Genomic DNA, 14,525 nt, shown 5'->3' with positions numbered 1-14,525 from the left:
GGCGAGAGTAGCTACTTTCGCCCGTTGCCGCCACCGTTTCCACCGCCGTTACCGCCCCCGTTGCCGCCACCATTTCCGTTTCCGCCGCCGTTGCCCCCGCCGTTCCCGCCGCTGTTGCCGTTGCCGCCGCCGTTTCCGTTATTGCCGCCGCCGCTATTGCCGTTGCCGCCGCTATTGCCGTTTCCGTTCCCGCTGTTACCGCTGGTCCCGTTTCCGCTGTTCCCGTTGCCATTGTTGCCCCCGGCGTTCCCGTTCCCGTTGCCGTTGTTGCCTCCGGCGTTCCCGTTCCCGTTGCCGTTGTTGCCTCCGGCGTTGCCGTTCCCGTTGCCATTGTTGCCGTTCTTGCCCGGCGCTCCTCCGGCATTGCCGCTGCCCTTTCCCTTGCCGGGCTTGCCTTGGGCGGCACTCGGCGCGGCGGAGGGGCTTGGCTGGGCGGCGCTGTTGCGCACGGCTCTGGTGACCTCACGCGCGACGGCGCTGTTGCTTGGCACGACAGTGCCGGTGGCGGCATCGACAACGACCGAGGTCAGTTTGCCATTCGGACGCATGACGAGAATGCGGTAGAATACCCCGTCGCCGGCGATGGCACGGACATCCACCGCCTCGCCGGGCAGTCTCTGGCCGACCTTGCGCAGCACGCGGGCAAGACTCAGGCTGTCGCCGTTGCGCACCCGCTCGCGCAGTTCGGCCTGCCCAAGCTCTTGCCACGCCCATCCCGAGCCGGGAAGGAACGCTGCGAGGGCGAGGACGAGAAGGGCGAAACGGCCGGTCATCCCCTTGGCCTAGCAGATAGATGATGAACCGGGAATGAACACCTGCCGACGCCGCGGTTCCCTGCCGATCGGGAGGACCGGGGAACAATGGCGGGCGACCCCGGTTCGCAAGAGGAACAGTGCGGAGGAAGAGACGATGGCGAACCATGATCTTGGGCCCTTGCTGCGGACCCCGCGCGGCGATGCGACGCGCCTCCCGGGCCGCTGGTCCCGGCGTCCCCTGCTCTCCGGTCTCGCCCTCTGCAGTCTCGCAGTCTTCGGTCAGCCTGCGTCGGCGCAATCCGACGACTTCCTGCGTCAGGCGCTCGATCTGGTGAACGGCGCGCGGGAGGAGGCCGATCTCGGCCCTCTCGAGAGCGGCGAGGATCTGGTGGAGGCGGCCGCGGCGCATGCAGAGGACATGCTGGCGCGGGATTTCTACGCCCATGAATCGCCCGAGGGCGACACGGTGCAGGATCGCTACCGCGAGGCGGGGGGCAGCGAGTGGGAACTGGTTGCCGAGAACATCGCCCGCTGCACCGGCTGTCCCGCCCCCGACGCCGCGCGCATCGCCTCGTTGCAGGAGGGCTGGATGAACAGCCCCGGGCACCGCGCGAATATCCTGCGCGAGGGCCTCGCCCGCTTCGGCTTCGCCGTCGTCGGCGGCGGCGGGCGTGATCTCTATGCGGTACAGACCTTTGCCGGCCCGGGCCTGCCGCGCGGCGACGACACGCAGAGCCTGGCCGCCGCCGATGCCGCCGCAGTCGCGCTGGAGCGGCTGAATGCGGCGCGCGGCGAGGCTGACCTCACGCCGCTGCAACCGAGCCCGGTGCTGAGCGAGGCGGCGGGACGGCTGGTGCCGGAGGATCTTTCCGGCTTCTCGCTCTCGGGCATGGAGGGGCTGGGCGAGGCGCTGCCGCCAGAGGACCGCGGCGGCTGGCTTACCATCGCGAGCCTCGCAGGCAGCTGTGGCGGCTGCGGCGCCGCGCTCACGCGGGGCGATGCGGAGGCCTTCGTTGCCGACTGGCTGGAGCCCGGGGGCTCGCGGCAAAGGCTGCTCGATCCGGCGCTGACGCATTTCGGCTTCGTGCTGCGCAGCGATGGCACCGGGCGCAAGGTGGCGCTGGGGCTCTTCGCGGAGACGGCGACGCCCTGAGGGGCTTCACCCGCAGGATGGACAGGCGACAAGAGGCCCGCGCGGAAATCCCGCGCGGGCCTCCTGGCTTATTGCTCCTTGGTTTACTGCTGCGCTTCCAGCGTCAGACCGGCGAGGGCGCAGGGCTCTTCCTCGGCCTGTTCCAGCGTCATCCCCGCGTCGGAGGAGACCACCGCGCAGGTCATCGGGAAAGGCGTCGTGCCGATGTCGCCTTCGGCCTCGGAGAAGGTCAGCCGGCCGGCCTCGACGGCATAGGTTCCGTTAACCTCCTCGCCGCGCGCCTCGTTGCGCAGCGTGAAGCGACCGTCGTCGGCCAGCGTCACCGCCAGCGGCCCGGCGGAGTAGGTGCCCGGCGCCAGCTCCGCCGCCGGGGCGGGGGTGGCCGGAGCTTCCTGCGCCTGCAACTCGCCCATGCGCTTCTCGACCTCGGCCAGCTGCTGGCCGCGCGCGGCCAGATCTTCGGAAAGCTGGGTCACCACCGCCTGCACCGACTGGCGCTGTTCTGCCGCCGCGGTATTGTCGGCGGCCAGACGGTCGCGGCGCTCGGTCATCTCCTGCAGCTCCTGCGACAGCCCGTCCCGTTCTGAGGTCAGCCGGTCGAATTCGGCACTCGCCGAGGTCAGGGCGGTCTGCAGCGAGGCTTCTGCGTCGCGTGCTTCCTGCACCCGCGCCTCGGCTTCGGAGGCCTCGGAGGTCAGCCGCGCGGTTTCCTCGGTCAGCACCGAGAGCTGCTGCTGCAACTCGGCCTCGCTCTCGCGGGCGGTCGTCAGGCGCTCGCCGACATCGGCCAGCTCCTGCGTCCGCTCGCTCAGCCGCTGCTCGGCCTCGGTGCGCGCAGTGTCGAAACCCTCGATCTCGGCGCGCAGCGGCGTCACCTGCTGCTGCGCCGCGGCCAGATCTGCCTGACCCTGCGCCAGTTCCGCCTCGGCAGCCGTCACCTGCTCCTGCATCGCAGTAAGCTGCTGCTGCTGCTCGGCCACACCCGCCTGCGCGGTGTCGCGGTCGGCAGTGAGGCGCTGGGTCTCGGCTGTCAGCGTCTCCACCTCGGAGCGCAGGCTTTCCAGCGTGCCGACGGCCTGATTTTGCTGGTCAAGCTCCGTCTCAAGGCTCGACCGAGCGCTGAGCAGGTAGAGCGCGAAGCCCCAACCGATCACCGCCACCACCGCCAGCACGATGGGCACGGGCCCCCTGAACGCTCCGCCTTCGCTCATAGCCATCCCCTTTTGAAAAGCAGCCAACGGGCCCCGGAACATCGGGGCCTTCCCTGTCGCAACGTCAGGCCTTGCTTCGGGTTCCCCGGAGATCTGCAGGTCAGGCAGGCAGACCGGGGAAAGGCTCGGCCTTGAGCAGCCGTGCGGCATGAACCGCGTTCGAGACCGCCATCGAGATCGTGGAGGCCACGTTCTCGGGCACCTCGGGCAGATCGACAAAGTTGGTCTTGCCCATCGCCTCGCCGACCCAGTAGAGCCCGGCATTGGCCGGGATGGTGAAGCCCACGTCGTTCAGCGCCTGAAACGCCGATGCATGGCAGGAATGGGCGCCATCCTCGTTGCCGACCACGGCCACCAGCGCCACCTTGCCGAAGGCGGGCATCCGGCTCTGGTCGTCGGTCTCGGAAAGGAAGGCATCCAGCCGTTCGAGCACGCGCTTGGCCACGCTGGAAAGCTGGCCCATCCAGATCGGCAGGCCCAGGATGAAGATGTCGGCCTCGACGATGGCGGCGCGGATCGCGGGCCAGTCGTCGCCCTCGCCCATGTCCGACAGCACCCCGGGCTTCACGTTCTGCTCCACGACGCGCACCGTCTTGCCGGTGACGCCGTGGGTGCCAAGCTCGGTGAAGACCGCCTCGATCATGCGCTGGGTGGAGCTCGGCTCCTCGTCGCCGCTGGCCCGGAGCGAGCAGTTCAGGGCGATGGCGGTCAGGGGACGTTCGGTCGGCATCGGGAAACCTCGTGCTTGTTCTGATGCGTCCCAAGCCGGGAGCGGGGGCAATGTTCCCGTGTCCGCCGGGCCAATCGGGCGGCGCCGGAAACCCCGAGGCCCTTTGGCGGTTGAGCTTCATGGCACAGGATGGTGTCGGCCTGCCGCGGAGGACGACCATGCCGAACCCGATGCTCGAGGCGATCAAGGCCAATCGCCACCACGCCCCCCGGGTCGCGGTGCAGACCGGGGCGGCAGTGCTTTGCGTGCATCTGGTGATGCGGTCCATCGCGCCCGACCTGCAGTCCTGGGCGATCCTCTCGGCGCTGTTGACCATCGGCACCAGCGCGGATGCGAGTCTGCGGGCCGGGCTCGGGCGCATCGCGGGGGCGGTGCTGGGCACGGCGCTCGGCCTCTCGACGCTGCTGCTCGGCGGGCCGGTGCTTCTGTCGCTGCTCGTGGCGGCGGTGGTCGGCAATGTCGTCGGGGCGATCTGGCCGGCGCTCGGCTATACGGCGGTTCTGGCCGCGATCGTGGCGCTGGACCCGACGCCGGAGAATGGCAGCGTGCTGGGGCTCGGCGCCGCTGCCGTCTTCGGGGCGGTGGTCGGGGCTGCGGCGAGCTTTGTCGTTCTGCCGGTGTTCGGGCGCGACCGGGCGGCCTTGTCGCTGCGGCGGACGCTGGAGGACTGCCGCGAGTTCCTGCGCCTGATCGAGCGCAGCGTGACCACCGACGACCGGCGCAACCGCGACCGGGTGCACCGGCGGTTCCGCAGCAACGTCTCGGACCTGCGGTCACGGATTTCGGAGACGCGGTTCGCGCCGCAGCTCCGCACCGGCGCCTGGCTGATCGACACCGCCGAGGCTGTAGAGGCCTTCTGGTCCGGACTCGTCATCCTCGACCGCGTCATCACCAACGAGCGGCACGATCTGCCCTCGGGCACGACGGACAGGATCTGGCCCGCGCTGGAGGATCTGCGCGGCGAGGCCGACGGGCTTATCGACGCGCTCCTCCTCGTCACCCGGCGCGGCAGGCGGGATCCGATCGACCAGACCGCTTTCCGCGAGGCCCTCACCCGGGCGCGGACTTCGGTGCTCGATGCCGGAGAGGTGGCGGTGGTCGAAGACCGCGCACTTCAGGCTCTGGTCTTCGCGCTGAACGAGATCGAGCGCACGCTGCTGGCGCTGATCAAGGCCATCGAGCCGCTGCGGCAGTCGTGAAGCCCCGATCCGGGGTCATGCCGGGACGGTCAGCGCATCGGCGCGGCGGCGGGCGACCACGGCGCAGACGAAGAGCTGGGTCATGTGGAACATCATCACCGGCAGGATGATCGCGCTGACGATGCTCGGGGCAAAGATCGCGCTGGCGATGGGCAGGCCGCTGGCGAGGCTCTTGGTCGAGCCGCAGAAGAACAGCACCGCGCGGTCCTCGGCCGGCAGGCCGAGCACCCGGCCCGCCCCCTCCATCAGCCCCATAGCCAAGGCGAGGAAGACGGCGATGACGCAAAACAGGATGAGCAGCGTCTCGGGCGGGATCGAGGACCAGATGCCGGCCACCGTGCCGGCGCTGAAGGCGGAATAGACGATGAGCAGGATCGAGCCGCGGTCGACCATGCGCGAGAGCGTCATCTGCCGCTTGATGAAGCCGCCGATCCAGCGGCGCAGCGCCTGACCGAGGAGGAAGGGCAGAAGGATCTGGGTGCCGACCTTGAGGATCGCGTCGAGCCCCACCGCGCCGCCGTCCTGATGCAGCATCAGCGCCACCAGCGCCGGGGTCAGCGCGACGCCGATCAGGTTGGAGAGCGAGGCCGCGCAGATCGCGGCCGGCACGTTGCCGCCCGCCATCGCGGTGAAGGCGATTGAGGATTGCACCGTCGAGGGCAGCACCGCAAGGAACAGCACGCCGAGCGCCAGCGTCGGACCGAGGAGCCCGCCCACCACGCTGGTGATGCCGAGACCCAGAAGCGGGAACAGCGCGAAGGTGGCGGCGAAGGTCAGAAGCTGCAGCTTCCAGTTCATCATGCCCTTCAGGACCGCCGCCGAGTCGAGCTTGGCGCCGTAGAGGAAGAACAACAGCGCCACCGCCCAGAAGGTGATCTGGTGCAGGATGTCGGCCCCTACCCCCCGCGCCGGCAGCGCCGCGCCGAGCGCCATCATCGCCAGCAAGAGGAACATGTAGCCGTCGATGCCGACGCGTTTCAGATAGGTCATGTCTATTCCGTGGATTTCCGCGGGCGCGCGGCCCGTCTTGCACTGTCGCGGCGCCCACCGCCGGAGGCTTGCGGGCCGCGCTTAGCTGCCGCCGGCGGGGCTTTCATGCAGGGTGATGAGCAGGTTCGCCAGCATCGCCAGACGCGGGGCGATGGAGGGGACCAGCAGATGCTCGTTGAAGGTATGGGCGTCGGCGCCATCGGGGCCGAGCCCGTCCAGCGTCGGCAGGCCGAGCGCGGCGGTGAAATTGCCGTCAGAGCCGCCGCCCGAGGTCATCGGCACCAGCGGATAGCCCATCGCCTCGGCAATCGGGCGGGCGGTTTCCAGCAGCGCCAGCGTGCCCGGCTCGGCGCTGAAGGCGGGGCGCGAGACGCCGCCGGTGATCTCGAAGCGGATGTCGGGATCGACGGGGGCCAGAGCCTCGATCGCCGCCGTCACCTCCTCCTGCGCCTGACGGTCGGGCAGGCGCACGTCGATGTCGAGCACGCAGAGCGCGGGGATGGTGTTGCGGGTGGTGCCGCCCTGTATCACGCCGACATTGACGCCGATGCCGCGCGCGGGGTCGTTCATCGCCTCCAGCGTCAGGATCAGCCGGGCGGCGGCGCGGATGGCGCTGCGCCCGTCCTGCGGGCGGGTGCCGGAATGGGCGGCGCGGCCATGCACCTCGATCCGGTAGATCGCCGAGCCGCGCCGCCCGGTGACGATCTTGCCGCCGTCGCGCGCGGGCTCCATCACCAGAACGGCGCGGGCCTTGCGGGCGGCGGCCTCGACGGCGGGGCGGCCGGCATAGGTGCCGGTCTCCTCGTCGGGGATGAAGAGCACGGTGGCGGCGGTGCGGTCGCCGGCGAGGGCAAGCGCCTCCAGCGCCATCAGCGCGCCGCTCTTCATGTCATAGACGCCGGGGCCGAAGAGCTTGTCGCCCTCCTCGCGCCAGGGCAGCGGGCCGGCCAGCGCGCCTTTTGCGTGGACGGTATCGAGATGGGTCAGGATGAGGATCTCGTCGGCGCGGTCCTCGGGGCCGTGGCGGGCGGTCAGCAGATCACCGGTCGCGTCATCGGTCGGCTGCCGCGTGACGCTGAGGCCGAGCGCCGTGGCATGGGCTGCGGCGCGGTCGGCCATGGCGTTGACGGCGGCGGGATCGGCGGTCGGGCTTTCCAGCGAGACCCAGGCCCGCAGCTCCTCGAGGAAGGCCGGACGGTCGATGTCCTCGGGACGGATGGGGTAGGTCTCGGTCATGTCAGGGATCCTGGTCGGGAAGGGGTTGTCGGGCGAGCCAATGCGCCACCTGCCGGCGCTTGGAGTCGAGATGCCGGCGCAGCACCGCGCCGAGCCTGGCGCCGTCGCGTTCGGCCAGCGCTTCCAGCATCTCCTCGTGTTCGGCGATGGCGGTGGCCCATTCGTCCTCGCCGATCCGGGCGATGAAGCGCAGGTTGACGATGCGGGTGAAGATCAGCTTGCGGGTGCTGTTGAGGATGGCGTTGCCAGCGGCCTCGAAGATGGCGTCATGGATGCGGCGGTTGTGGGCGTAATAGCCGTCGAGGTCGCCCGCGGCGCGGCAGTCGAGCATCGCCGCATGGTCGGCGCGGATCGCGGCCAGCTGCGGCTCGCTGATCCGCGGGGCGGCAAGCTCGCCGGCTAGCCCTTCCAGCGCGCCCATCACCACGAAGCTCTCGAGGATCTGGTCTTCCGAGACAGTGGCGACCGAGGCGCCGCGATGCGGGGTGACGACCACCAGCCCTTCGGCGGCCAGCGCCCGGATCGCTTCGCGCAGCGGCGTGCGAGAGACGTTGAAGCTGGCGCAGAGATCCTTCTCGACCAGCTTGGAGCCCGGCGGCAGCACGCCCCGCGCGATCAGCCGACGCAGGCTGCCAACCAGGTCATCGTGAAGGCTTCGTCGTTCAATTGGCTCGATATCGGGCAATCCGTCCACCCATGGGCATTTACCGCTCAAGTTTTAAGCTTCGGACAAATCGTCATCCGGCATCCGAACCGCTCTCAAAATTATGTATACAAAATTAATCCTTATGAATAGCCTTTCCGAAGCGCGACGAGACGCCACGCACTGTCTGCAGAAGGAACGCACATGAAAACAGCTCTTGCTTATACGACTGCCATCATCCTCGGCCTCGGGGCAGCGCCCGCAGTCGCGGGTCCTGCAGACAACTCGCTGGCCTGGGCGTCGGACAGCATGCCGTCGAGCATCGATTTCTACACCCACACGATCCGGGAAGGCATCGTGTTGGGGCATCACATCTGGGACACGCTGATCTACCGCAACAACGACACGAACCAGATCGAGCCGCATCTGGCCGAATCCTTTGAGTGGATCGATGACACCACGCTGGAGTTCAAGCTGCGCCAGGGCGTCAAATTCCACGACGGCAGCGACTTCACCGCCGATGACGTGGTGGGCACCGTCGAGTTCGTGACCACCAACACCACCGTGCAGCCGATCTTCTTCCTCGAGAGCGCCGAGAAGATCGACGACTACACCGTGCGGCTGAAGACCAAGGGCGTCTTCCCCGCGGTGCTGGAATATCTCGCCAATGTCGTGCCGATCTACCCGTCGGACTATTATGCCGAGGTCGGGCCCGACGGCATGTCGCGCCAGCCCGTCGGCACCGGCCCCTACCGCGTGACGGAGATCGTGCCGGGCGAGCGGGTCTCGATGGAGGCTTTCGGCGACTACTTCGGCGGGGTGAAGGGCAAGCCTTCGATCGAGAAGCTGGAATTCCGCCGCATCGCCGAGTTCAATACCCAGGCGATCGAGCTGATGACCGGCAATCTGGACTGGATCTGGCGCGTGCCGCCGGATGCGGTGCAGCAGTTCGAGGGCCAGTCGCAGCTGAAGGTCGAATCCGGCGACACGTTGCGCGTGGGCTTCATCGGTCTCGACGCCGCCGGGCGCACCGGCGACACGCCGCTGAAGGAGCTCGAGGTGCGCCGCGCGATCAACCACGCGATCAACCGCGACGGCATCCGCGAGGCGATGATCGGCCCGGGGTCGCAGACCATCGACACCGCCTGCGCCCCGCCGCAGTTCGGCTGCTCGGCCGAGGGGATGACGACCTACGCGTATGATCCCGCGAAGGCGAAAGAGATGCTGGCCGAGGCCGGGTATCCCGACGGGTTCTCGATCGACTTCTTCGGCTACCGCGACCGTCCCGTGGTCGAGGCGATCATCGGCGATCTGGCGGCGGTGGGCATCACCGCCAACCTGACCATGCTGCAGGCCTCGGCCATCGCCCAGGCCCGCAACGAGGGCCGCACCCCGATCTGGTTCCAGGCCTGGGGCTCGTCGTCGATCCTCGATGTCAGCGCCGGTCCGGGCTACTGGTACGACGGCTCGGCGGTGGACTATGCCCGCGACGCCGAGGTGACGGCGCTGCTGGAAGAGGGCAACACCACGATCGACCCCGAGGCGCGCAAGGCAGCCTATTCCAAGGCGCTGGTCCGCATCTCGGATCAGGCGCTGCAGGTGCCGATCTTCACCTATGCGCTGAACTACGTCTACAACAGCGCGCTCAACTTCACCCCCGTTCCCGACGAGACGCCGCGCTTCTTCGAAGCCAGCTGGAACGAGTGAGACAAGCGCCTGCGCGGAGTCTTCCGCGCAGGCCAACCGAATACTGGTGACATATGCTGCGATATCTGATGCAGCGGATCGGCCTGGCGCTGCTTGTCTGCGTGGCCGTTTCGCTCCTTGCCTTCACCCTTCTGAACGCCTCGGGCGATGTCGCCATCGCCGTGGCTGGTGAAGAGGCCACCGCCGCGCAGATCGAGGAGATCCGCGAGGATCTGGGGCTGAACCGGCCCTTGCCGGTGCGCTACGGCGAATGGCTGGGCAATGCCCTGCAGGGAGATTTCGGCAATTCGCTGTTCTTCCGCCAGCCCGTGGCCGAGCTGATCGCCTACCGGCTGCCCAACACGCTGACGCTGGCGGTCATGTCGCTCGGCGTCATGCTGGCGCTGTCGGTGCCCTTGGGCGTCGCCGCCGCGCTGAAGCCCAACAGCCTGCTCGACCGCTTCGCGATGCTGGTGGCGGTGATGGGACAGGCGATGCCGACCTTCTGGTTCGCGCTGATCCTGATCGTGATCTTCTCGCTGACGCTGGGCATCGCCCCGCCGTCGGGGTCCGAGACGCTGGGCCATTTCGTGCTGCCCGCCATCGCCTTGGGATATTACTCCACCCCGCCGATGATGCGGCTGATCCGTCAGGGCATGATCGAGGCGCTGTCGTCGGACTATATCCGCACGGCCCGGGCCAAGGGGATCAGCAGCTGGAAGGTCGTGTTCAAGCACGCGCTGCGCAACGCGGTCATTCCGGTCGTGTCGCTGTCGGCGGTGCAGTTCGGCAACATGCTCGGCGGCTCGGTGGTGATCGAGACGGTGTTCGGCATCAACGGGCTGGGCTTCCTCGCCTGGGAGTCGATCTCGCGCATGGACCTGCCGGTGGTGCAGGCGGTGCTGCTGATCGTCGCCATCTTCTACGTCATCATGGTCCTGCTGGCCGATTTCATCAATGCCTGGCTCGACCCGAGGATCCGCATCCAATGACCAGCCCGGAACTCGTGCTTCCCAAAGCCCCCGCAACCCGCAAGGGCTTCACCGCCCGCGCCCTCGGCAACCCGGTGTTCCTCTGCGGCGCCATCGTGCTGGGGCTGATCTTCCTGATGGCGGTCTTCGCGCCGCTGATCGCGCCCTATGATCCCCTGGCGCAGGACATGCTGAACCGCACCGTCTCGCCGATCTGGCTCGACGGCGGCGACTGGGCGCATCCCTTGGGCACCGACGGTCTGGGCCGCGACTATCTGAGCCGCATCATCTACGGCGCGCGGATCTCGCTGCTGATCGGGGTCTTCACCGTCATCACTTCGGGCATCATCGGCACTCTCATGGGGGTGCTGGCCGGGTATTTCGGCGGGCGGATCGATCTGGTCATCAACTTCCTGATCATGACCCGGCTGACGCTGCCGGTGATCATGGTGGCTCTCGCCGTGGTCGCGATCTTCGGCGGCTCGCTGATGGTCGTGGTCTTGGTGCTGGGGCTGCTGCTCTGGGACCGCTTCGCCGTGGTCATGCGCTCCGCCGTGATGCAGATCCGCAATCAGGAATACATCCAGGCCGCGCAATCGATGGGCTATTCCACCCCGAAGCTGCTGGTGAAGGAACTGCTGCCGAACATCTTCGACCGGCTCGCGGTGATCGCCACCTTCGAGATGGCCCATGCCATCCTGCTCGAGGCCTCGCTGTCCTTCCTCGGGCTTGGCGTGCAGCCGCCGACGCCCTCCTGGGGGCTGATGGTGGCCGAGGGGCGGCAATACCTGCTGTTCGACAGCTGGCTGATCCTGATCCCCGGCGCCGCGATCTGCGTGCTGGTGCTGGCGATCAACATGATGGGTGACGGGCTGCGCGACGCCCTCGCTCCCGAAAACAGAAACTGAGAGAGACCGACATGACCCGTTCCACCGTCGTGGCCGCCGCTGGCGAATATGTGACAGGGGGCCGCTTTCTGGCCGACATGCAGGCGCGTCTGGCCATCCCGTCGGAAAGCCCGCGCGAGGACAGCGGCCCGGACCACCTGCGCTACCTGAATGAAGAGATGCGCCCGCTGCTGGAAGGCATGGGCTTCACTTGCCAGATCCTGCCCAACCCCAAGCTTGACCGCATCCCGGCGCTCTTCGCCGAGCGGATCGAGGACCCGGCGTTCCCGACGGTTCTGACCTATGGCCATGGCGACGTGCTCTGGGGCATGGCGGGCGACTGGAAGGAGAACCGCAGCCCCTGGGAGGCGACGCTGGCGGGCGACCGGATCTATGGCCGCGGCATCGTCGACAACAAGGGCCAGCACGCGCTGAACCTTGCCGCGCTGCAACTGGTGCTGGAAACCCGCGGCAGCCTCGGCTTCAACGTCAAGGTGCTGATCGAGATGGGCGAGGAATCTGGCTCGCCGGGGCTGGCCGAGATGGCCGAGATCCACAAGGATCTTCTGCGGTCGGACGTGCTGATCGCCTCGGACGGGCCGCGGGTTTCGACCCATGTGCCGACGGTCTTCCTCGGGGCGCGGGGCGGGCATGGCTTCCACCTGATCTGCGATCTGCGCGAGGGCGCGCATCACTCGGGCAACTGGGGCGGGCTCTTGCCGAACGCGGGCATCCGGCTGGCGCATGCGCTGGCGACGATCACCGACGCCAAGGGCCGCATTGCGATCCGCGAATGGACCCCGGGCACGATCCCGGCCAATGTCCATGCCGCGCTGAAGGACATCGAGATGGAATTTGGCCCGGACGATCCCGAGACCGACCCGACCTGGGGCGAGCCGGGGCTGGTCGGCCCCGAGCAGGTCTATGGCTGGTGCAACTTCGAGGTGCTGGCCTACAAATGCGGCCGTCCGGAGGCGCCGGTGAACGCCATCCCGGGCACGGCCAAGGCCACCTGCCAGCTGCGCTATGTCGTCGGCGTCGACCGCGAGCGCATCCTCCCCGCGCTGCGCGAGCATCTCGATGCCCACGGTTTCGAGGACATCCGCATCGAGCCGATGGACCGCGGCTTCTTCCGCGCCACCCGCACCGATCCCGACAATGCCTGGACCCGGCTCGTCGTCGCCTCGGTGCAGGAGACCACTGGCAAGAAACCGGCGCTGCAGCCCAACTTCGGCGGCTCGCTGCCGAACGAGGTCTTCGCCGAGACCCTCGCCCTGCCGACGATCTGGATCCCGCATTCCCACCCCTCCTGCTCGCAGCACGCGCCGGACGAGCACATCATGGTCGATGTGGCGAAAGAGGCGGCGCAGATGATGGCGGGGCTGTTCTGGGACATCGGCGAAGGCAAGCTGCAGCCATGACCCAGCCCGTTCTCTCGGTCCGCAACCTGACGGTCGATCTGCCGCCCAGCGGCGACCGGCCCCACGCGGTCAGTGGCCTGTCCTTCGACATCCACCAGAACGAGATCGTCTGCGTGGTGGGCGAGAGCGGCTCGGGCAAGTCGGTCACCGCCTTCACGGCGATGGGCCTTCTGCCCAAGGCGCTGAAACCCTCGGGCGGCGAGATGCTGTTCGAGGGCAAGGACCTCTTGAAGATGTCGAAGCGCGAGCATGGCCGGCTGCGCGGCAAGCGCATCGCCATGGTCTTCCAGGAGCCGATGACCGCGCTCAACCCATGCTTCACCGTGGGCGACCAGATCGAGGAGATCTTCGCCGCCCACACCAGCCTGTCGAAGGCCGAGCGCAAGGCGCGGACCATGGCGCTGCTGGAAGAGGTCCGCCTGCCGGACCCGCCGCGGGTCTATTCCAGCTATCCGCACCAGCTGTCGGGCGGCCAGCGCCAGCGCATCGTTATCGCCATCGCCCTTGCGATGGACCCGACGCTGCTGATCGCTGACGAGCCGACGACGGCGCTGGACGTGACGACGCAGGCGCAGATCCTCGCGATGTTCAAGACGCTGAAGACCACGCATAACGCGGGCATCCTCTTCGTCACCCATGACTTCGACGTGGTGGCCGAGATCGCCGACCGCGTCGTGGTGATGCAGAAGGGCATCGTGGTCGAGCAGGGCACGGCGGCGGAGGTGCTGAACAATCCGCAGCATCCCTATACCCGCCAGCTGATCGCCGCCGTCCCCCGCCGCCGCGAGGGCGCTGCCGCGCCTTTGGACGAGAACATCGCGCTCCGGGTGCAGGGTCTGGAGAAGACCTATCACGTCGCGGGCTCGCTGATGAAGAAGCCGCGCACCGTGCATGCGCTGCATCCGACCGATTTCACCGTGCGGAAGGGTGAGACGCTGGGCATCGTCGGCGAGAGCGGCAGCGGCAAGACCACGCTGGTGCGCTGCCTGATCCGGCTGATCGATCCGGACGACGGGGCGATCTGGGTCGGCAACCGCAACTTCGCCCAAGGGTCGCGCAGCAGCCTGCGCTCGGCGCGCAAGGACATCCAGATCGTCTTCCAGGACCCCTACGGCTCGCTCAACCCGCGCCGCTCGGTGGGCGAGCAGCTGATCGGCGCGCCGATGAACTTCGGCGTCTCGCGCGAGGTGGCGCTGGAGCGGGCCAAGCGGCTGATGAAGATCGTGCGGCTGGAGGAGGAGGCGCTCTATCGCTATCCGGCGCAGTTCTCCGGCGGGCAGCGCCAGCGGATCTGCATCGCCCGGGCGCTGATGGTCGAGCCGAAGATCCTGATCGCCGACGAGGCGGTGTCGGCCTTGGACGTGTCGGTGCAGAAGGAGGTGCTGCAGCTGCTGGCCGACATCAAGCGCGAGATGGGGCTGACGATCCTGTTCATCACCCACGACCTGCGCGTCGCCTCGCAGATCTGCGACAACCTGATCGTGATGAGCAAGGGCCGCATCGTCGAACGCGGCACGGTGGACGAGGTCTTCGGCAATCCGCAGGACGCCTATACCCGCCAGCTGCTCGGCGCCATGCCCGGGCGTGGCTGGGAGGTGCCGGATCTGGAGGGGCAGTCTCTGCTTGGGGCGCGCTGACGGCCG

General features: G+C 68.2%; 13 protein-coding genes. 7 read left to right on the top strand and 6 right to left on the bottom strand.

Features of this window, described 5'->3' with window-relative positions; all coding sequences use genetic code 11:
* Positions 1 to 11 precede the first annotated feature (11 nt).
* Entirely contained in the window at positions 12 to 773 is a 762-nt protein-coding gene (locus tag AC3A5Z_RS14160) for a PepSY domain-containing protein (RefSeq protein ID WP_487519993.1), read from the bottom strand.
* Between the two features lie 136 nt (positions 774 to 909).
* On the opposite strand from AC3A5Z_RS14160, the gene AC3A5Z_RS14155 reads away from it, so the two are divergent.
* The gene (locus tag AC3A5Z_RS14155) at positions 910 to 1,908 is read left to right on the top strand and encodes a CAP domain-containing protein (RefSeq protein WP_487519992.1); all 999 of its coding nucleotides are present in this window, start codon (positions 910 to 912) and stop codon (positions 1,906 to 1,908) included.
* Between the two features lie 83 nt (positions 1,909 to 1,991).
* Here the strand turns inward: AC3A5Z_RS14155 and AC3A5Z_RS14150 are convergent, their stop codons facing one another.
* Together AC3A5Z_RS14150 and AC3A5Z_RS14145 are read right to left on the bottom strand one after the other, a co-directional pair.
* On the bottom strand, positions 1,992 to 3,119 hold the full coding sequence (locus tag AC3A5Z_RS14150; protein WP_487519991.1) for a hypothetical protein: 1,128 nt from the start codon (positions 3,117 to 3,119) through the stop codon (positions 1,992 to 1,994).
* 100 nt (positions 3,120 to 3,219) lie between these two features.
* The gene (locus tag AC3A5Z_RS14145) at positions 3,220 to 3,849 is read right to left on the bottom strand and encodes a flavodoxin family protein (protein WP_487519990.1); all 630 of its coding nucleotides are present in this window, start codon (positions 3,847 to 3,849) and stop codon (positions 3,220 to 3,222) included.
* A gap of 158 nt (positions 3,850 to 4,007) precedes the next feature.
* On the opposite strand from AC3A5Z_RS14145, the gene AC3A5Z_RS14140 reads away from it, so the two are divergent.
* Entirely contained in the window at positions 4,008 to 5,048 is a 1,041-nt protein-coding gene (locus tag AC3A5Z_RS14140; RefSeq protein WP_487519989.1) for an aromatic acid exporter family protein, read from the top strand.
* A 15-nt stretch (positions 5,049 to 5,063) separates the two neighbouring features.
* On the opposite strand, the gene AC3A5Z_RS14135 is transcribed toward AC3A5Z_RS14140, so the two are convergent.
* The 3 genes from AC3A5Z_RS14135 to AC3A5Z_RS14125 all read right to left on the bottom strand — a co-directional run bounded on the left by AC3A5Z_RS14135 (position 5,064) and on the right by AC3A5Z_RS14125 (position 7,959).
* Positions 5,064 to 6,038 (bottom strand): bile acid:sodium symporter family protein, encoded by a 975-nt coding sequence (locus tag AC3A5Z_RS14135; RefSeq protein WP_487519988.1) that lies wholly within the window; start codon positions 6,036 to 6,038, stop codon positions 5,064 to 5,066.
* An 81-nt stretch (positions 6,039 to 6,119) separates the two neighbouring features.
* Positions 6,120 to 7,274, bottom strand: coding sequence for a M20 family metallopeptidase (locus tag AC3A5Z_RS14130; protein ID WP_487519987.1), 1,155 nt, complete (start codon positions 7,272 to 7,274; stop codon positions 6,120 to 6,122).
* A gap of 1 nt (position 7,275) precedes the next feature.
* Positions 7,276 to 7,959, bottom strand: a complete 684-nt coding sequence (locus AC3A5Z_RS14125) for a GntR family transcriptional regulator (protein WP_487519986.1) — start codon at positions 7,957 to 7,959, stop codon at positions 7,276 to 7,278.
* 162 nt (positions 7,960 to 8,121) lie between these two features.
* On the opposite strand from AC3A5Z_RS14125, the gene AC3A5Z_RS14120 reads away from it, so the two are divergent.
* Genes AC3A5Z_RS14120 through AC3A5Z_RS14100 form a run of 5 tightly spaced genes read left to right on the top strand, consistent with a single transcriptional unit; the run spans position 8,122 to position 14,519 of the window.
* Positions 8,122 to 9,624, top strand: a complete 1,503-nt coding sequence (locus AC3A5Z_RS14120; RefSeq protein ID WP_487519985.1) for an ABC transporter substrate-binding protein — start codon at positions 8,122 to 8,124, stop codon at positions 9,622 to 9,624.
* A gap of 53 nt (positions 9,625 to 9,677) precedes the next feature.
* Positions 9,678 to 10,595: an ABC transporter permease gene (locus tag AC3A5Z_RS14115; protein WP_487519984.1), complete on the top strand. Its 918-nt coding sequence runs from the start codon at positions 9,678 to 9,680 to the stop codon at positions 10,593 to 10,595.
* The gene (locus AC3A5Z_RS14110; protein ID WP_487519983.1) at positions 10,592 to 11,482 is read left to right on the top strand and encodes an ABC transporter permease; all 891 of its coding nucleotides are present in this window, start codon (positions 10,592 to 10,594) and stop codon (positions 11,480 to 11,482) included. The genes AC3A5Z_RS14115 and AC3A5Z_RS14110 overlap by 4 nt, the downstream gene beginning before the upstream one ends.
* Positions 11,483 to 11,493: 11 nt before the next feature.
* The gene (locus AC3A5Z_RS14105; RefSeq protein WP_487519982.1) at positions 11,494 to 12,882 is read left to right on the top strand and encodes a M20 family metallopeptidase; all 1,389 of its coding nucleotides are present in this window, start codon (positions 11,494 to 11,496) and stop codon (positions 12,880 to 12,882) included.
* On the top strand, positions 12,879 to 14,519 hold the full coding sequence (locus tag AC3A5Z_RS14100; RefSeq protein ID WP_487519981.1) for an ABC transporter ATP-binding protein: 1,641 nt from the start codon (positions 12,879 to 12,881) through the stop codon (positions 14,517 to 14,519). Before AC3A5Z_RS14105 ends, AC3A5Z_RS14100 begins: the two co-directional genes overlap by 4 nt.
* Positions 14,520 to 14,525 lie beyond the last annotated feature (6 nt).

Source organism: Cereibacter sp. Soil_C_27 (assembly GCF_057657095.1).
Note: the sequence above shows the minus strand (reverse complement) of the source record. Positions and strands in the feature narration are given on the sequence as shown.

What these genes read in the sequence shown, in the direction of transcription:
- AC3A5Z_RS14140 (WP_487519989.1), top strand. Translation starts at nt 4,008, where the DNA reads ATGCCGAACCCGATGCTCGAGGCGATCAAGGCCAATCGCCACCACGCC.
- AC3A5Z_RS14160 (WP_487519993.1), bottom strand. Translation starts at nt 773, where the DNA reads ATGACCGGCCGTTTCGCCCTTCTCGTCCTCGCCCTCGCAGCGTTCCTT.
- AC3A5Z_RS14115 (WP_487519984.1), top strand. Translation starts at nt 9,678, where the DNA reads ATGCTGCGATATCTGATGCAGCGGATCGGCCTGGCGCTGCTTGTCTGC.
- AC3A5Z_RS14130 (WP_487519987.1), bottom strand. Translation starts at nt 7,274, where the DNA reads ATGACCGAGACCTACCCCATCCGTCCCGAGGACATCGACCGTCCGGCC.
- AC3A5Z_RS14145 (WP_487519990.1), bottom strand. Translation starts at nt 3,849, where the DNA reads ATGCCGACCGAACGTCCCCTGACCGCCATCGCCCTGAACTGCTCGCTC.
- AC3A5Z_RS14150 (WP_487519991.1), bottom strand. Translation starts at nt 3,119, where the DNA reads ATGAGCGAAGGCGGAGCGTTCAGGGGGCCCGTGCCCATCGTGCTGGCG.
- AC3A5Z_RS14155 (WP_487519992.1), top strand. Translation starts at nt 910, where the DNA reads ATGGCGAACCATGATCTTGGGCCCTTGCTGCGGACCCCGCGCGGCGAT.
- AC3A5Z_RS14135 (WP_487519988.1), bottom strand. Translation starts at nt 6,038, where the DNA reads ATGACCTATCTGAAACGCGTCGGCATCGACGGCTACATGTTCCTCTTG.
- AC3A5Z_RS14100 (WP_487519981.1), top strand. Translation starts at nt 12,879, where the DNA reads ATGACCCAGCCCGTTCTCTCGGTCCGCAACCTGACGGTCGATCTGCCG.
- AC3A5Z_RS14110 (WP_487519983.1), top strand. Translation starts at nt 10,592, where the DNA reads ATGACCAGCCCGGAACTCGTGCTTCCCAAAGCCCCCGCAACCCGCAAG.
- AC3A5Z_RS14120 (WP_487519985.1), top strand. Translation starts at nt 8,122, where the DNA reads ATGAAAACAGCTCTTGCTTATACGACTGCCATCATCCTCGGCCTCGGG.
- AC3A5Z_RS14105 (WP_487519982.1), top strand. Translation starts at nt 11,494, where the DNA reads ATGACCCGTTCCACCGTCGTGGCCGCCGCTGGCGAATATGTGACAGGG.